This window comes from Sphingomonas abaci (assembly GCF_014199625.1).
GTDB classification, from domain to species: domain Bacteria; phylum Pseudomonadota; class Alphaproteobacteria; order Sphingomonadales; family Sphingomonadaceae; genus Sphingomonas; species Sphingomonas abaci.
Map to the genome: position 1 here is coordinate 681,059 of NZ_JACHNY010000001.1, position 18,509 is coordinate 699,567.

General features: G+C 71.8%; 9 protein-coding genes. 8 read left to right on the forward strand and 1 reads right to left on the reverse strand.

The annotated features are described in order from the left end of the window. Positions 1–70 precede the first annotated feature (70 nt). From GGQ96_RS03035 to GGQ96_RS03070, 8 genes are all read left to right on the forward strand, one after another. Entirely contained in the window at positions 71–1,159 is a 1,089-nt protein-coding gene (locus GGQ96_RS03035) for a spore photoproduct lyase family protein (protein WP_184111399.1), read from the forward strand. A gap of 49 nt (positions 1,160–1,208) precedes the next feature. Beyond that, positions 1,209–2,645: an NAD-dependent succinate-semialdehyde dehydrogenase gene (locus GGQ96_RS03040; protein ID WP_184111400.1), complete on the forward strand. Its 1,437-nt coding sequence runs from the start codon at positions 1,209–1,211 to the stop codon at positions 2,643–2,645. A gap of 162 nt (positions 2,646–2,807) precedes the next feature. Continuing rightward, on the forward strand, positions 2,808–3,677 hold the full coding sequence (locus GGQ96_RS03045; protein WP_184111401.1) for a hemerythrin domain-containing protein: 870 nt from the start codon (positions 2,808–2,810) through the stop codon (positions 3,675–3,677). A gap of 391 nt (positions 3,678–4,068) precedes the next feature. Beyond that, positions 4,069–11,748, forward strand: coding sequence for a BapA/Bap/LapF family large adhesin (locus tag GGQ96_RS03050; protein WP_184111404.1), 7,680 nt, complete (start codon positions 4,069–4,071; stop codon positions 11,746–11,748). Positions 11,749–11,936: 188 nt separating this feature from the next. After that, positions 11,937–13,235, forward strand: a complete 1,299-nt coding sequence (locus GGQ96_RS03055) for a TolC family protein (protein WP_184111405.1) — start codon at positions 11,937–11,939, stop codon at positions 13,233–13,235. Continuing rightward, positions 13,232–15,382, forward strand: a complete 2,151-nt coding sequence (locus GGQ96_RS03060; RefSeq protein WP_184111406.1) for a type I secretion system permease/ATPase — start codon at positions 13,232–13,234, stop codon at positions 15,380–15,382. Before GGQ96_RS03055 ends, GGQ96_RS03060 begins: the two co-directional genes overlap by 4 nt. Continuing rightward, entirely contained in the window at positions 15,379–16,575 is a 1,197-nt protein-coding gene (locus tag GGQ96_RS03065) for an HlyD family type I secretion periplasmic adaptor subunit (protein WP_184111407.1), read from the forward strand. The genes GGQ96_RS03060 and GGQ96_RS03065 overlap by 4 nt, the downstream gene beginning before the upstream one ends. Positions 16,576–16,813: 238 nt before the next feature. Beyond that, positions 16,814–17,281: a helix-turn-helix domain-containing protein gene (locus tag GGQ96_RS03070; RefSeq protein WP_184111408.1), complete on the forward strand. Its 468-nt coding sequence runs from the start codon at positions 16,814–16,816 to the stop codon at positions 17,279–17,281. Between the two features lie 7 nt (positions 17,282–17,288). On the opposite strand, the gene GGQ96_RS21745 is transcribed toward GGQ96_RS03070, so the two are convergent. Beyond that, the gene (locus tag GGQ96_RS21745; protein ID WP_343058903.1) at positions 17,289–18,503 is read right to left on the reverse strand and encodes a diguanylate cyclase domain-containing protein; all 1,215 of its coding nucleotides are present in this window, start codon (positions 18,501–18,503) and stop codon (positions 17,289–17,291) included. Between the last annotated feature and the right edge of the window lie 6 nt (positions 18,504–18,509).

Below are 18,509 nucleotides of genomic sequence, written 5' to 3' on the forward strand. Positions count from 1 at the left end.
ACCTTTCGCCTTGGCGGGAGTTGCGACCGGCCTGCGATGAACCACGCACCCGCCCGCTCGTTCGGCACGGGTGGAATCCGCCCAAGCCCTTGACGCCAAGCCTCTTCGCGCCTGGCTGCCGCGTCGCCTGCTGGTCACCCGCAGCGCACGTGGGTTCGACCATGGCCGCCATGTCATGGCGCGGGCCGCCGCGCTGGGCGTCGAGATCGTCGAGCTCCCCGCCGACCGGGTGGCGCTCGACCTGCCCGATGACCCGCGCCGCGCTTACGCGCAAGCCAAGGCGACCGTCGCACTGGTCGTCGCCCCGCCCTCCAAGCGCCGGTTGCAGCCGATCGCGCCCAGCGCCGACTGGCGCGTCGACCTGGCCGAAGGCTGCCCGGCGCATTGCAGCTATTGCTATCTCGCCGGATCTCTCAAGGGGCCGCCGATCACCCGCGTCTACGCCAATCTGGACGAGATCCTGGATGCCCTGCCGGCCTATCTGGGCCAGGGCCAGATCACCAGCCGCAACCGCGACCGCGCGGCCGAAGGCACGACGTTCGAGGCGTCCTGCTACACCGATCCGCTGGCGCTGGAGGCGCTGACCGGGTCGCTGTCGGCGGCGATCGCTTGGTTCGGTCGGTGGCAAGCGCCCGCCCAGCTCCGCTTCACCAGCAAGTTCGCCGATGTCTCGTCACTGACCGGCCTCGATCATCAGGGCCGCACGCGGATGCGCGCCTCGATCAACCCGAGCGCCTTCGCCCGGTTCGAGGGCGGCACCGCGCCTGTCGCGGCCCGGCTGGCGGCGCTGCGCGCGATGGCGCTGGCCGGCTATCCGGTCGGGCTGACGATCGCGCCGATCATCGCCGCGCCGGGCTGGGAACAGGCGTATGCCGAGCTGATCGACCAGGCGGCGGCACGGCTCGCCGATCTGCCCGACCTGGACCTGACCATCGAATGCATCACGCACCGCTTCACCACCGGGTCCAAGGCGGTGCTAAACAGTTGGTATCCCGGCTCCTCGCTCGACATGACGCCCGCCAACCGCACCACCAAGCGCACCAAGTTCGGCACCGAAAAGCAGGTGTACGACGCCGCGACGATGCGCGACCTGCGCAGCGTCTTCGAGGAACGGCTCGGCCGCTCGCTGCCGATGGCGCGCTTGCTCTATTGGACCTGACCGCATCGGATCGGCTAGACGGCGGCGAAGTTCAAAGGAGACGATTGCGATGACCGCATCCTACGACGCGCGCCTTGGCCTGTATATCGCCGGAGAATGGCTGGGAACTGAAGGGCGTGAGACGCGCGACGTGCTCAATCCCGCGACCGGCCAGGGGCAGGCGGCGCTGCCGCTGGCCACGGCCGCCGATCTGGACCGCGCGCTGGAGGCGAGCCAGCGCGGTTTCCTGTCGTGGCGCGCGACCGCGCCCGAGAAGCGCGCCGCGATCCTGACCCGCACCGCGCAACTGCTGCGCGAGCGTGGCGACCGGATCGCCCGCATCGCGACGCTGGAACAGGGCAAGATCCAGGCCGAGGCCAAGGGCGAGGTCGCCTTCGCCGCCGCGCTGCTCGACTTCCACGCCGCCGAGGGGCAGCGTGTCTATGGCCGGGTGCTGCCGCGCCCATCGGGCAGCCGCAGCCTGGTGCTGCACCAGCCGGTCGGGCCGGTCGCGGCCTTCTGCGCCTGGAACTTCCCGATCATGAACGTGGTGCGCAAGATCGCGCCGGCGGTCGCGGCGGGCTGTTCGATCATCATCAAGCCGTCCGAGGAGACGGCGGGCAGCGCGGTGGAGGTGATGCGCTGCTTCCAGGATGCCGGCCTGCCCGGCGACGTCGCGCAATGCGTGTTCGGCGTGCCCGACATGGTGTCGCGCCACCTGCTCGCCTCGCCAATCACCCGCAAGCTGAGCTTCACCGGCTCGGTGCCGGTGGGCAAGCAGCTGATGAAGCTGGCGGCGGACACGATGATGCGCACCACCATGGAGCTAGGCGGGCACGGCCCGGTGCTGGTGTTCGACGATTGCGACCTGGACCGGACGGTCGAGACGCTGGTCGCGCACAAGTTCCGCAACGCCGGCCAGGTATGCATCGCGCCGACTCGCTTCCATGTGCAGGACGGCATCTACGACCGTTTCGCCGCCGCCTTCGCCGAGCGGACGCGCGCCCTGCGGATGGGCGACGGCCTGGATGCGGCAAGCCAGATGGGTCCGATGGCCAATGCCCGCCGCCCCGAAGCGATCGCCGAGCTGGTCGGCGACGCGACCGGGCATGGCGCGCGCCTGTTGGCGGGTGGCGAACGCGGGGGCGAAGGCGGCTTTTTCTTCCAGCCGACCGTGCTCGCCGACGTGCCGACCGCCGCGCGCGCGATGAACGAGGAGCCGTTCGGCCCGATCGCGCTGCTCAGCCGCTTCGGCAGCGAGGAGGACGCGATCGCCGAGGCCAACCGACTGCCCTTCGGCCTGGCCGCCTATTGCTTCACCGAGAATGGCCGCCGCCAGAATCGCCTCGGCGATGCGATCGAGGCCGGGATGATCGCCATCAACAACGTCCGGCTCAGCTATCCCGACAGCCCGTTCGGCGGGATCAAGGACAGCGGCCATGGCAGCGAGGACGGGCCCGAGGGCATCATGGCGCACCTGGTCACCAAGACCGTGCATATGAGCTGATCGGTCGAGGCCCGACGTCGCGCACTCCTCCCCGCACGGGGAGGAGTGATGGGCATCAGGCTCCATCTATCTGATTCAACTGCGTAAACTCGCAGGAACCGGCGACCGTCCGCACAGGTTGCGCGCAGCGAAAGCGGGGTCTTCCCGCCTGGGAGACGCGCAATGAGCGACCGATCGGACAGCCCCCATCTCTACGGCACCGCCCCGGAGGCGGAGAGCAAGCAGGGCAAGGCCGGCCACACCCTGGCCCCCGACCAGCAAGCGCCGACCGAGCACAGCTATGCCCATCCGGTCGCGCTGGCGGACGGCAAGGTGGTGACGGTGGAGGAGACCTCGGGCGTCGCCTTCGCCGAAAGCGACCGGCCGGTCGGGCGCGCTGTGCCGCAGGCGGACGATCGGCCGGAGAAGGGTTCCGCGCCCGTCGCGATCCCTGCCGCGCACCCGACCCCCAACCCCGGCCCTGGCCCCGGCCCGGTTGCCGACGAATCATCCTCGACCACGCGCCAGGTGGTGATCGGCGCGGCCCTGGGCGTCGGCGTCGGCCTGCTCGCCAATCTGCTGCGCAAGGCGGCGGTGCAGGCGCCAACCGCGCTCGCCGGCCGCTGGGACAAGGCGCTGGCCGCCGAGCACCGCGCCGCGCTGGCGATCTTCGACCTGATCGAACAGACCGACGAGAACGACGTGGCCCGGCGCACGCTGCTGCTGACGCAGTTGAAGCACGCGATCGGCAAGCACGCCTTCCAGGAAGAGAACAGCATCTATGCGATGATGCGCGACCTGCAGATGACCGAGGCGGCCGATCATCTCAATCACGAACATGGCTATGTGAAACAGTATTTCTTCGACCTGGGCGAGATGCCGCGCGACGATCCCGCCTGGCTGCCCAAGCTGCGCGCGTTCCGGTCGATGATCGAGACGCATATGCGCGAGGAGGAGGAGGATCTGTTCCCCCGGATGCGCGAGAAGCTGACCGGCGAGCAGAACCGCCACCTCACCCGATTGATGCACCGCGAGGGGCTGAAGCTGGCCTGACGCACTCCGGGGCCGATCCCTGACGAAGGCGCGGCACCCGGCATCGTTGATGCGCGGCTCCGACGGCACCACTCCGCCCCTCTCCCGTTCGGGACCGTTGCGACGCTGCCGGGCTTGTCCCGGCCGTCGACCGGGCTCGTGCCCGCGCAGCCCCCCCCGAATCGGCCTTGAGCAACGCTTTCGCTGTACCCCGCCGGACCAGGTCAGACCGGTGCCCCCACTAAACCCGATCCACTCCGAAAACGGAAATGTAGTATCTCGTAAACCTGGATGCGGTTGAGTCCTCCTCAAAGCAAAGCGCCAGGTCGGCCAGTACAGTCGTTACGGTTCCGCCAGCGCTTCGCCTGATGTTTATTATCGCGATACGGTAATTCGCGACAGGAGGACAGTCATGGCTGCCGAGATCATCGTCAAGGCCACCGGCAAGGCAAGCGAAGTCGCCAGCACCAGCAGCAGCATCGACCTGGACGCGCCCAGCGTCGTGCGGCTGGACGTGGATCAGAGCCAGGTCGCCGATCTGGCGCGCACCGGCGACGATCTGGTCGTGCAGATGAACGACGGCCAGGCGGTCCGCATCGAGGATTATTTCGTCCAGAAGAACGGCGTCTCCAGCGACCTGGTGCTGCGTGACGGCGCGCAACGGATGTGGCTGGCACATCCGGAGGTGGCCGGGGCCGGCCGCTTCACGCTGCTGGGCGAGCTGGGCGAGGTGGAAGGGTTGGTCGCAGCGGGCGGTGCGGCCGCGGCAGGGGCCGGCGGCGGCTTCGTGTTGCCGGCGGTGCTGGGGCTGGCCGGGGCCGGCGGCGCGGCCGCGGCGGCATCCGGCGGCGGCGGCGGCGGTGACGATGGCGATGTGTCCCCGCCGCTGCCGTTGGCCGACACCCAAGCCCCCGGCCGTCCCACCGCGACCTTCGCCGCCAATGGCGCCAGCCTGTCGGGCATGGGCGAGGCGGGCGCGACCGTGCAGGTGCGCGGGGCGGACGGTGCCATCGTCGGCACCGCGACCGTGGGGGGCGACGGCCGCTTCACCGTACCGTTGACCCAGCCCCAGGCCAATGGCCAGACAGTCACCGTCGCGCAGAGCGATGCCGCCGGCAATGTCTCGCCGGCCGCGACCGTGACCGCCCCAGACATCACCGCCCCGCCCGCGCCGACCGCCAGCCTCCAGGCTGGCGGCCTGACCGTCGCCGGCACCGGCGAGGCGGGCGCGACCATCACCGTGCGCGACGCGGCGGGTCAGACGCTCGCGACCGTCACGGTCGATGCGCAAGGCAATTTCAACGCGGTGCTCGCCGCGCCCCAGGCCAATGGCGGCACGCTGACCGTGACGCAGAGCGACGTCGCCGGCAACATCTCCCCGGCGACGTCGCTCGTCGTGCTGGACATCACCGCGCCTGCCGTGCCCACCGCCAGCATCGGGAATGGCGGCGCGACCGTCATCGGCACCGGCGAGGCCGGCGCGACCGTCACCGTGCGCGACGCGGCGGGCCAGCCGATCGGCAGCGCCGCGGTCGGCGTCCAGGGCACGTATACCGCGACTCTCGCGACGCCGCAGGCCAATGGCGAGACGCTGACCGTCACGCAGCGCGACACCGCCGGCAACGTCTCCCCGGCGACGTCGGTCGTCGCGCCCGACACCACCGCTCCCGCCGCGCCCACCGCCAGCGTCAGCAGCGACGGCACCACCGTCATCGGCACGGGAGAGGCCGGCGCGACGGTGACCATCGTCGGCGCGACCGGCCAGCCGCTCGCCACCGCGAGCGTCGCGGCGGACGGCCGCTACAGCGCGACGCTGCCGGCGGGCGTGTCGGACGGCCAGGTCCTGGCGGTGATGCAGCGTGACGGCGCGGACAACATCTCGCCCGCCACCGCTGCCGCCACGCCCGACCTGGTCGCGCCGCCCACCCCGGTCGCGACGTTCGGCCTGGATGCCGCCACCCTGTCGGGCACCGGCGAGCCGGGCGCGACCGTCATCATCCACGATTCCGTCGGTGCGGTGATCGGCACCGGCCGGGTCGGGGCGGACGGCGACTGGACCGTCACCCTGCCCACGCCCCGGTTGGCGGGCGAGACGCTGAGCGTCGACCAGCGCGATGCGGCCGGCAACACCTCCGCCGACACCCCGGTCACGGTCCCCGACATGACCCCGCCGGCCGGCCTGACCGCGACGATCGGCGATGGCGGCGCGACCGTCAGCGGCGCCGGCGAGGCAGGCGCGAGCGTCGCGGTGCGCGACCCCGCCGGCGCGGTGATCGGCGCCGCCATCGTCGGCGCCGACGGTCGCTATGTCGCGCCCCTGTCCCCCGCCCAGACCAATGGCGAGACGCTGCAGGTGACCCAGGCCGACGCCGCCGGCAACGCCGCCGCGCCGGTCGCGGTGACCGCGCCCGACATCACGCCACCGTCGGCGCCCACCGGCACGCTGGCGGTGGACGGCACGATCCTGACCGGCACGGGCGAACCCGGCGCGACCGTGACGGTGCGCGCCGCCGACGGCAGCGTGCTGGGCAGCGCGATGGTGACGGCGGACGGCGGCTTCGCCGTGCCGCTGCCGGGCGCGCAGGTGAATGGCCAGACGCTCCGCTTCGACCAGGCGGATGCGGCCGGCAATGTCTCGCCGGCCGTGCAGGTGGTGGCCGCCGACATCAGCGCGCCGCTGGGCCTGGTCGCGCTGGTCAGCGCCGACGGCACGCTGGTGACCGGCGTTGGCGAGGCTGGCGCGACCGTCACCGTGCGCGATCCCGCCGGCGCGCCGATCGGGACCGCGTCGGTCGGGGCGGACGGCACCTATGTCGCGCCGCTCACCCCGGCGCAGCGCGATGGGCAGGTCCTGCAGGTGACCCAGGCCGATGCCGCCGGCAATGTCTCCGCGCCTGCCGCCCCGGTGGCACCCGACCTGACCGCCCCCGCCGCCCCGGTCGCGGTGCTGGCGGCGGACGGCGCGAGCGTCACCGGCACCGGCGAAATCGGCGCGCTCGTGGTGGTGCTTGGACGCGACGGCAGCCCGCTGGGCAGCGCGGTGGTCGGCGCGGACGGACGCTATGTCGCCGCGCTCGCCGTGCCGCAGACCAATGGCGAGACGCTGAGCGTCACCCAGGCGGATGCGGCGGGCAATGTCTCGGCCGCGACGCCGCTCATCGCCGCCGACACCAGCGCGCCGATCGGTCTGACCGCCGCCGTCAACGCCAATGGCACGATCGTCCTGGGCGAAGCGGAGGCGGGCGCGACCGTCACCGTGCGCGACTCCGCGGGCGCGGCGATCGGCACGGCCGTCGCCGCCGCCAACGGCGCCTATGCGGTGGTGCTGACCGTGCCCCAGACCAATGGCGAGACGGTGCAGGTGACGCAGGCGGACGCCGCCGGCAACCAATCCGGCCCCGCCCCCGCCCTGGCCCCCGACCTGACCGCGCCGGCTGCGCCGGGCCTTAGCCTGAACGCCGGCGGCACCGAGGCGAGCGGCGCCGGCGAGATCGGCGCGACCGTCATCCTGCGCGATGCGGCCGGGACCGAGATCGGCCGCGCGGTCGTGGGCGCCAATGGCGTCTATACCGCGACGCTCACCCCGCCCCAGGCCGATGGCGGCCTGGTCAGCGCGACCCAGGCGGACGCCGCCGGCAACGTCTCGCTGCCGGCGACGCTCGCCGCGCCCGACATCACCGCGCCCGCCGCCCCGCTCGCGGCGCTCGACGCGACCGGCGCGGTCGTCACCGGCACCGGCGAGCCCGGCGCGACGGTCACGGTGCGCGACGCGCTGGGCAATTCGTTCGGCAGCGGGCTGGTCGATGCCGATGGCGCGTACGCGATCACGCTGGCGACGCCGCAGATCGATCGCCAGCCGCTCTCCGTCGTCCAGGCCGATGCCGCCGGCAATCCCTCGCCCGCGACGCCGCTGACCGCGCCCGACCTGACGCCGCCAGCCGCGCCGCTCGGCAGCGTCAGCGCGGATGGCGAGACCGTCGCCGGCACCGGCGAGGCCGGCGCGACCGTCACCGTTCTCGACCCGGTCGGGCGGGTGCTGGGCAGCGACGTGGTCGCCGCCGACGGCCGTTTCCTGGTCACCCTGGCCACCCCCCAGATCAACGGGCAGCTGCTGGTGCTGACCCAGGCCGATATCGCCGGCAACGTCTCGCCGGAGAGCCTGGCGCCGGCGCCCGACACCCTCGTCAACGATTCGCCGGCCGCCCCGACCGCGAGCGTCACGGTCGATGGACTGGTCGTGTTCGGCACCGGACAGGCGGGCGCGACGATCACCGTCTATGGCCCGGGTGGCGCGGTGATCGGCACCACGACCGTCGATCCGCTCGGCCATTACGTCGCGCCGCTCGCCGCCGCGCAGGTGAACGGCGAGACGCTGCACGTCGTCCAGGCGGATGCCCAGGGCGATGTGTCGCCCCCCGCCACCGCAACCGCGCCCGACTTGACTGGTCCGCTCGCCCCGACGGCCGCGATCGATGCCGCCGGCCTGGTGGTGACCGGCGTCGGCGAGGCGGGCGCGACCGTGACGGTGCGCGACGCGGCCGGCCATCCGCTGGGCAGCGCGACCGTGCAGCCGGGCGGCGACTATATCGTCGTCCTGGGCGTTCCGCAGCGCGACGGCGAGACGCTGTCCGTCGTCCAGGTCGACGCCAGCGACAACCCCTCGGCGCCCGCGATCGTGACCGCGCCCGACCTGACCGCCCCGCCCGCGCCGCTCGGCGCCGTCGCGGCCGATGGCCTGAGCGTCACCGGCACCGGCGAAGCGGGTGCGACCGTCTCGGTGCGCGACGCCGGTGGCGCGACGCTCGGCACCGCCCTGGTCGCGGACGACGGCCGCTTCACCGCGACGCTCGCCACCGCGCAGCGCAATGGCGAACCGCTGGTCCTGGACCAGAGCGACGCCGACGGCAATGTCTCGCCCGCGACCGGCATCGTCGCGCCCGACACCACGCCGCCGCCCGCTCCCCTGGCGAGCGTCGATGCCAGCGGGACGCTGGTGACCGGCACCGGCGAGGCGGGCGCGACCATATCCGTCCGCGACCCGGCGGGCGCGCTGCTCGGCATCGCGACGGTCGGCAGCGACGGCCGGTTCGTGGTGGCGCTCGCCTCGCCGCAAGGCAATGGCGAACGGTTGCAGGTCAGCCAGGCGGATGTGGCGGGCAATGCCGGGCCCGCCATCACCGCCACCGCGCCCGACTTCACCGCGCCGCCCGCGCCGCTCGGCCAGGTGTCCGGCGACGGCGCGCAGCTGACCGGCACCGGCGAGCCCGGCGCGGTCGTCACCATCACCAGCGCCGCCGGGCTGACGCTCGGCACCGCGACGGTGGCGGGCGATGGCCGCTTCGTCGCGACGCTCGGCATCCCCCAGGCCAATGGCCAGACGCTGACGCTGACCCAGGCGGATGCGGCCGGCAATGTCTCCCCCGCCGGCCAGGCGGTCGCGCCCGACATCACCGCTCCGACCGGCCTGACCGCCACGGTCAACGCCAATGGCACGCTGGTCTCCGGCACCGGCGAGGTCGGCGCGCTGGTCAGCGTGCGCGATCCCGGCGGCACCGTGATCGGCACCGCCATGGTGGCGTCCAACGGCAGCTGGTCGGCGCTGCTCGCCGCCCCGCAGGCCAATGGGCAGGTCCTGCACGTCACGCAGGGCGACGTGGCGGGCAATGTCTCCGCGCCGGTCCCCGCGCCAGCGCCCGACCTGATCGCGCCGGTCGCCCCGACCGCCACGGTCGATGCCACCGGCACCACCGTGTCGGGCAGCGGCGAGGCGGGCGCGACCGTGCGGATCACCGATCCCGCCGGCGCGGTGATCGGCACCGCCCTGGTCGGCGGCGACGGCCTCTACACCGCGACGCTCACCACGCCGCAGGCGAACGGGCAGTCGCTGGGCGTCGTGCAGAGCGATGCGGCGGGCAACGCCTCGCCCGACATCCGCGTCACCGCGCCCGACATCACGGCGCCAGCCGCGCCCACCGCCACGATCAACCCGGCCGGGACCGTGATCGCGGGCAGCGGCGAGCCGGGCGCGACGGTCGAGGTGCGCAATGCCGGCGGCATCGTGATCGGCAGCGGGGTGGTCGGCGCGGGCGGCGGCTATTCGATCACCCTCGCCAGCGCGCAGCAGTCGGGCGAGGCGCTGACCGTCAGCCAGCATGATCCGGCCGGCAACGGCTCGCCCGGCGTGGCGATCACCGCGCCGTTCGACATCGTCGCCTTCGACAATAGCGCCACCGCCGCGATCGACCTGGTACCGGTGGAAACCCAGCGCGCGCTGGGCAGCGCCAACTACACCGCACTGGCGTCGCTCGGCCTGGTCAACCTCAACGCGCAGGTGCTGGCCATCCCCAATGTCCAGTTCACCGTGCAGGCGGGCCATCGGCTGGACGCCAGCTTCACCTATGACGCCACGCTCAACCTGGGCGTCGCCAGCGGCTATTCGGTGGTGGTGCAGCGGTTCGACGGCGCCAATTGGGTGGCGCTGCCGGGTGCGACGGGCAACAGCTCGCTGCTGGAGCTGGGATTGCTGAACGGCAATCTGGTCGCCGGGGCGAGCGACCTGGGACCGGGCACCTACCGCGCCTTCGTCACCTTCGACAATACGCTCGGCGTCGGACTGCTCGGCGGCCTGTCGGTCAGCGGGGCCGACCGCGACTTCACCGATGTCGGGGCGGTGGTGCCCGCAGCCACCAGCGGCAACGTCATCACCGATCCGGGTCCGGACGGCGCGGTCGACCGCGCCAGCCCGCAGACCAGCGTGCGCAGCGTCACGATCGGCGGCACGACCACGCTGGTCGGCGGCGACGACACGGTGGTGGTCGGGCAATGGGGCCGGCTGGTGATCGATCGCGACGGCAGCTACACCTATACGCCGAATGCCGATGCCGGCGCGATCGGCCGGACCGACCGGTTCACCTATACGCTGCTCGACGCCAGCGATGGCGAGACGGAAAGCGCGACCCTGTCGGTCCGCATCGGCAGCCCGGACGTGTTCGGCGCGCCGCTGGCGGTCCACGACAGCGCGGTGGCGACGGCGAGCTTCGCCAACCTGGTCACCACCATCCCGGCGGCGATCGACTCCAGCTTCACCACGCCGGGCGCGGTGCTGGGGACGCAGACCGGCCGCGTCACCGACAGCTTCACGGTCGAGCCGAACGCCACCGCCACCGTCACCCTGTCGGCGGTGGTGGCCCCTGGGCTGAGCGTGCTGCCCAGCTACACGATCAGCGTCACCAATGCGGCGGGCGTCGAGGTGGGCCGGGTACAGGGCGTGGCGCTGACCGGGCTGCTGGGCAGCGGCGTGACGCTGACCATGACCGGGCTGCCGTCGGGCACCTACAGCTATACCGTCACCAGCCCCAACACGCTGGGCCTGGGTTATGGCACCAACGTCTATGTCGCGGAGACGGTGACCCATCTCGACCGCTATGTGCTGACCGGCGCGACGCCCGTACAGGGCGAGCTGCTCGGCAACGACGTGCTGGGCAGCAGTTTCCTGGGGGTGAAGATCCTGTCGGCCGGCGCCTATGTCGAGGTCGGCGAGACGCCGCTGACCATCGCCGGCGCGCATGGCACGCTGACGATCGACGAGACCGGCCACTATTCCTACCAGCCGAGCGCGACCCTGGGCTATGCGGCGGTCGATCCGGTCGACAGCTTCAGCTACCAGCTCGTCCAGCCGGACGGGCAGGTGTCGACGGCGCGGCTCGACGTGGCGGTCGACATCAACAACGGCGCGGTCCCGGTTGTGCCCGCCGCCGCCGTCAGCTTCATGGTGCTGGCGCCGGAACAGGATGTCGTCTCGCTGTCGCTGACGGCGGCGCATCGCACCGACGCCGCCGCGACCACCGACCATCATCTGGCGCAGGCGACACTCGGCTTCGACACCCTGGCGAGCCAGGGCAGCGTCGACGATCTGCTCGGTCACTATCTGGATGCGCAAGGGTCGGCCGGCACGACCGGCCATGAGGCGTCCACGGTGACGGTCGCGGCGGACGTGACAAGCGCGCCGGTGCCGGTGGACGATCCGCTCGCCTATCTGGCGGTGCCGCTGGTGCATGAGGACGAGCGGCTGACGGCGCTGCACAGCGTGTGACGCCCGCCGCGCCATGGACCGCCCCGGCGCAGGCCGGGGTGGTCCTTTCGCAGCGGCCTTGCTGGAGGATCCGGTCCGCAAACGGAGTCGATAGCGGGGCGCAACCCCCTGACAAACGGCAATTCTTTCCCGGATTTTAAGCATGTTCGGCGATCTTTTCCGCACCACGGGAAAGGGTTTTGGACGACATGTTTCGATGGCAGCGATGGGCCGGTACGGCGGTCGCGATCCTGTCCCTGGCGTCGATCGGGCACGCCGCCGCGACGACCGAGCCGGTGACCCTGCCGGGCGCGATGCGCGAAATGCTGGCCTGGCATCCGGGCATCGCCCAGGCCGCCGCCACGATCGATGCGCGCGACGCCGAGGTGGAGGTCGCGCGCGCCGGCTATCTGCCGCGGATCAGCGCCGGGGTCGGCAGCGGCTACGACAACCGGCTGGGGTCGAGCTGGCGGCCGCGCCCGCAGGTCTCCGCATCGCAGATGCTGTTCGATTTCGGCAAGGTGTCGAGCGCGGTCGATGCCGCGCGCGCCGGCACCCGGATCGGCCGCGCCGACCTGTTGCTGGCGGTGGACGGGCTGATCCGCGAGACCGGCTATGCGGTGGTCGAGCTGCAACGCAATGTCGCGCTGCGCACGGTCGCCAACGAGCAGCTTGAGCGCATCCGCGCGATCAGCGACCTGGTCGGCAACCGTTTCGCGAAAGGCGCGACCACCCGGTCCGACGCGCTCCAGGCGCAGTCGCGCGTCGCGGCGGCGGAGGCGACGCTGGCGCGGATCGATGCCGAGGAACGTCGCTGGGCCAGCAACCTCGCCTTCCTGCTCGGCCGCGATGCGCCGCCGGCCGCGATCGACACCGACATGCCCGAATGGCTGGCGCACAGCTGCGACGACGCCGCGATCGATTGGGACGCGGTGCCCGCGGTGATGCGCGCCGAGGCGCAGCGGTCCCAGGCCGATGCCGACCTGCGCCGCAACCGCGCCGCCCGCTTGCCGACGGTCGCGCTGGCCGGCGACGCCGCCACTGACCCGTCCGGCCCCTTCACCAGCCGCAGCGCCTATAGCTTCGGCCTCAGCGTCACCAGCGACGTGTTCGGCGGCAACGCGGTGCGCGCCCGCGTGCGCGGGGCGAGCGCCGCCGTCAGCGCCGCGGAGGCAGGCGCGCGCCAGGCGCGGCTGGAGACGGGCCAGCGGCTGGCCGAGGCGCAGCAGCAGATCGTCAGCCTCACCGCGTTGCTCGACACGCTGTCCGCGCGCCAGGGCGACATGGTGGAGACGGGCAAGCTCTATCGCCTGCAATATCTCGACATGGGCACGCGCACGCTGGTCGACCTGCTCAACGCCGAACAGGAATTGCAGCAGGCCCGGTTCGACTCGGTCAACACCGCGCACGACCTGCGCCGGCTGCAGCTCGACTGCCTCTACTATTCCGGCCGCTCGCGCGACGCGTTCGCGCTGACCGGCACCAGCTTCCGGGGAGTGACGCTGTGACCGCGCCCTTTCGCATCGACGACACGCATACCGGCCTCCATGCCTGGATCGACCTGCTGGGGCAGGTCGCGCGCCATTACCGCATCCCCCTGCCCGAACAGCGTGCGCGGCTCGCCGGCCTGTGGCACGGCACCGCGGACGAGGAGGCGCGCATCGCCACGGTGGCGCGCGCCGCCGGCCTGTCGGTCCGCTTCGTGGCGCCGCAAGCGGCCAAGCTGTCGAGCTGGCGGCTACCGGTGATCCTGGCGCTTGCGGGCGGCGAACTGGCGCTGGTCACGGCGATCGATGGCGAGGGACACGCGCATTTCTCGGTCGCGGGCGAAGGCGGCCTGTCCGCCGCGCGGCCGTTGTCCGAACTGCTGGCGGCGGCGGAGCGGATCGTCGTTCCCCGCCCCGCCCGCTCGGCCCAGGACGTGCGGGTCGACACCTATATCCGCCCGTACCGCGAGCATTGGCTGCGCGCCACGCTGTTGCAGGATGCGCGCGGCTATGTCCCGGTCGCGATCGCCTCGATCGTCACCAACTGCCTGGGGCTGGCGGGCGTGCTGTTCTCGATGCAGGTCTATGATCGGGTGATCCCAGCCCAGTCGATCCCGACGCTGACGATCCTGTTCCTGGGCGTGCTGCTGGCGACGGGATTCGATTTCCTGCTGCGGCGGATGCGCGTGTCGATCACCGACCTGTTGGGCAAGCGCACCGACCTGCGCCTGTCGGACCAGGTGTTCGGTCACGCCCTGCGCGTCCGCAACAAGGCGCGGCCGACCTCCACCGGCACCTTCATCGCCCAACTTCGGGACCTGGAGCAGGTGCGCGACATGCTGACCTCGACCACGGTCGCGGCGGTGGCGGACCTGCCCTTCTTCCTCGTGTTCCTCGCCTTGCTCTGCATGATCGGCGGCGTGCTGGCGCTGGTGCCGGTGGTCGCGCTGGTCCTGCTGCTCGCACCCAGCCTGCTGGCGCAGCGGCGGCTGCGCGCCCACGCCACCGAGTCGATGCGCGAGACCTCGCTGCGCAACGCCCTGCTGGTCGAGGCGGTGCAGGGCATCGAGGACATCAAGACGCTCCAGGCCGAGGAGCGCTTCCAGCGCCAATGGAACCATTGCAACGCGGTCGCGGGCGAGGCGCAGCTCCGCCTGCGCGGCCTGACCGCCAGCCTGTCGACCTGGGCGCAAAGCGTGCAGAACCTGGTCTATGCCGGGGTCATCCTGGTCGGAGCGCCATTGGTGATCGCCGGCGACATCACCACCGGCGCGCTGGTCGCGACCTCGATGCTGGCCAGCCGGATGATGGCGCCGATGGGCCAGGTGTCGCACCTGCTCGGCCGCTATCAACATGCCAAGGTCGCCGCGCAGAGCCTGAACCAGATCATGGCGCTGCCCGTCGACCATCCCGAGGCGGAGCATCGCATCCCCCTGCCCGTGGTGCGTGGCGGCTTCCTGCTGACCGGCGCCGCCTTCGGCTATGCCGATCCGCCCGCCCCGCCGGCCCTGTCGGTGGCGCGGCTGGAGATCGCACCAGGCGAGAAGATCGCGCTGCTCGGCCGCAACGGCGCGGGCAAGTCGACATTGCTCCAGGCGCTGTCCGGGATGATGCCGCCCATGTCCGGCGAAGTGCTGGTCGACGGCCTGGCGCTGCACCAGGTCGATCCCGCGGACATCCGCCGCGACGTGGCGCTGCTGACCCAGACCAGCCGGCTGTTCCACGGCACCTTGCGCGAGAACCTGACGATGGGCGCGCCGCACGCGACCGATGCGGCGATCCTGCAGACGCTGGCGATGGTCGGCGCGACCGACTTCGTCCGGCGGCTGCGCGAGGGGCTGGACCACCAGATCCTGGAGGGCGGGCGCGGCCTGTCCGGCGGGCAGGTGCAGGCACTGCTGCTCGCCCGGCTGCTGCTGCGCGATCCGCGCGTGCTGCTGCTCGACGAGCCGACCGCGGCGATGGACGAGATGGCCGAGCGCCGCTTCATCGAATCGCTGCGCGAGACCAGCCGCGACCGGACGCTCGTCGTCGCCACCCACCGGATGCGCGTGCTCGACCTGGTCGATCGCGTGATCGTGATCGACGAGGGCCGCATCCTGCTCGACCAACCCAAGGCCGCCGCGCTCGACGCGATGCGCGCCGCCGCGCGGAGTAGCGCCGCATGACCAGCCTGTCCCCCGCCGCCCCCGCCCCCGCCTTCTCCCTCGACGACGATGGCGGGCAGCGCCTGCGCGCGGCGCGGCGCCTGACCTGGATCGTCGCGGCGATGTTCGTCGTCGCCCTGCTCTGGGCCTGGGCGGCGACGCTGGACGAGGTCGCGACCGGTCAGGGCCGGGTCGTGCCGACCAGCCACGACCAGGTGCTGCAATCGCTGGAGGGCGGCATCCTGAAGCGGATGCTGGTCCACCAGGACGATATCGTGAAGCCCGGTCAGGTGCTGGCGCAACTCGATCCGACCCAGGCCGGATCGACCGTGGAGGAAAGCGCCGCCAAGTACCGCGCCGCACTGGCCAGCCAGGCGCGGCTCCAGGCGGAGGTGAACGGCACGGGCCTCCGCTTTCCCGCCGAGCTCAACGGCTTTCCCGCGCTGAAAGCCGAGCAGCAGCGCTTGTTCGAGACGCGCCGCGCCAGCCTGTCCGCCTCGACCGGGCTGATCGACCAGTCGCTGGCGCTGATCCGGCGCGAGGAGGGGATCGGCGAGTCGCTGATCGCGGTTGGCGCGGCGAGCCAGGTCGAGGTGCTTCGGCTGAAGCGGCAGCGCGCCGATCTCGACCTGAAGAAATCGGACCTGCAATCGCAATATCTGGTGGAGGCGCGGCAGGACCTGGCCAAGGTCAGCGAGGAGGTGGAGGCACTGGCCCCGGTGGTGCGCGGCCGCTCGGACACGGTGCAGCGGCTGACCCTGCGCTCGCCGGTGCGCGGCGTGGTCAAGAACATCGAGGTGTCGACGGTGGGCGGCGTCATCGCGCCGGGCGGCAAGGTGATGGAGATCGTGCCGCTCGACGACCGGCTGCTGATCGAGGCGCGCATGGCGCCCCGCGACATCGCCTTCATCCGGCCGGGCCAACGCGCCAGCGTCAAGGTCACCGCCTATGACTATGCGATCTTCGGCGGATTGGAGGGCGAGGTGAGCAGCATCTCGCCCGACACGATCCGCGACGAGGTGAACCCGGACCTTTATTATTACCGCGTCTTCGTGCGCACCAAGTCGGATGCGCTGGTCAACACGGCGGGGCGGCGCTTCCCGATCGTGCCGGGCATGATCGCCACGGTCGATGTCCACACCGGCACCAAGACGGTGCTGCAATATCTGCTCAAGCCGCTGAACCGGGCGCGCGAGGCGATGCGCGAGCGGTGATCCCGGGGGCATCGCATGACGCCGATCCGGACCGGATAGGGCATCGTCAGCGCGGCGAAGCAATCCGGGGCGTCCCGCGTGTCGCCGCGCTCACGGCAACGCGCCGATGCAAGATGAACCCGCTAAGGTATTGAAGTATAGTCAAACTGGATGTGATAGTCAGGCCCCAGGTAAGGTTTCGGAAAGCATTTTCCGACAAAAAATCCTTAACACAACCAAGGTTTTAGGGTCGAACTTCATGTCCACCCCGCTTGCCGTCGATACCCTGGCGCGGCTCGGCACCCCCTCGACGGGCGCCCCGCGCACGCTGCTCGACATGGCGCGCCAGACGCAGACGATGCGCGCCACCGTCGCCGCCTTCTTCCCGCGCGACATCTTCCGCGATTCCGCCTGGGACATGATGCTGGAGACGTTCGTCGCCGGCGAGGAGGGCCGAAACCTGTGCGTCAAGCAGGTCATCCTGGTTTCCGGCGAGACCTCGACCAGCGCGCTGCGCCGGATCGACCGGCTGGAAGCGGCCGGACTGATGGCGCGCCGGGTCGATCCGGCCGACCATCGCCGCGTGTCGGTGACGCTGACGGTCAAGGGGCATGACGCGATGGCGGCGATGCTGCGCAGTCTGTTTGTCACGGGCGACCGGCCGGTCCGGACCGGCGCGGCGCCCCAAGGCTTCCACCCCGCCTATCTCCCCGGCCTGAGCAATTGAGATGCGCTCAGGCGCTCTGTCGCAGCCAATCATAGCCGGGCAGCGACACCACCGTCGAACCCGGCGGCGAGCCCGCCATGGAACCCGAGGGTGCGGTCGGTGCCCCGACCGGCGCGCGTCCTTCCGCCTTGCGCTCCGCCTTGCGTCGGCGCAGCGCGTCGTCGGCCCGTTCCAGCAGCGGGTCGAGCAGCGGCTCGGCGGTGTCGTCCAGGCACCAGCCGACGCTCGCGCCGATCACGATCTCGCGCCCGTCAATTGCATAGGGTTCGGCCAGGTCGCGTTCCAGCCGACGCGCCATCGCCGCCACCTCGTCCTCGTCGCGCACCGCCGTCTGCACGACGACGAATTCGTCGCCGCCCAGCCGCGCGGCGATGTCGTCGCCGCGGATGTGATCGCGCAGCCGCCCCGCCACCGCCCGCAGCAAGGCGTCGCCGGTCGGGTGGCCGAGCCGGTCGTTGACCGGCTTGAAATCGTCCAGGTCGAGATAGTGGATCGCGACGCGCTTGGTCCGCAGGCCCTCGGTGCAAAGGCGGTCGAACCGCTCCGCCAGTTCCAACCGGTTGGCCAGTCCGGTCAGATGGTCGCGCCGGGCCAGCGCCGCGAAGCCGTGGCGCTTGGCGGTCGATGCCGATTCGGTGCGGTAGCGACGCAACAGGCTGCGCATCCCGCCCGCCAGGAAACCACCCAGGGCGACGGCCGAGGCGATGTCGGCCGGCTCGCTCTGGACGAACAGCACCGCGACAGGCGGCAGCACCGCGACCAGCAGGCTGGCGACCGCGATGCGTGGGCGCAGCGCCGTACCCGCCGCGACGCCGGCGGCATAGCCGACCAACAATATGCCCGCGAGCGTGTGCAGGGGCGCATCGGGCAACTGCATGGTCCGCGCCACGAACAGCCCCAGGATGATCGCGAAGGCGACATAGCTGACCGCGAAGCGGCGCTCGATCGCGACCGCCGCCTGATGATCGATCGCACCGGCATCGTGGCGCATCCGGCCGCTGAACAGCAGGGCGATCCGGATCATGCTGGAGACCGTGCCCAGCTCGACCAGCCCCGTCACCAGCGGGTCCTGGGTCCGGTGCGCCACCAGCATGCCCGCCATCAGGAACAACAGGCTCATGATGACGGTGGGCGCGCGGGTGGCGAACAGGCTGGACACCAGTTCGACATAGGTGGCATCCGGCAGGCGGCCGGGTGCGGTGGCGGAGAGGTCCTGGGGCACGGCCGG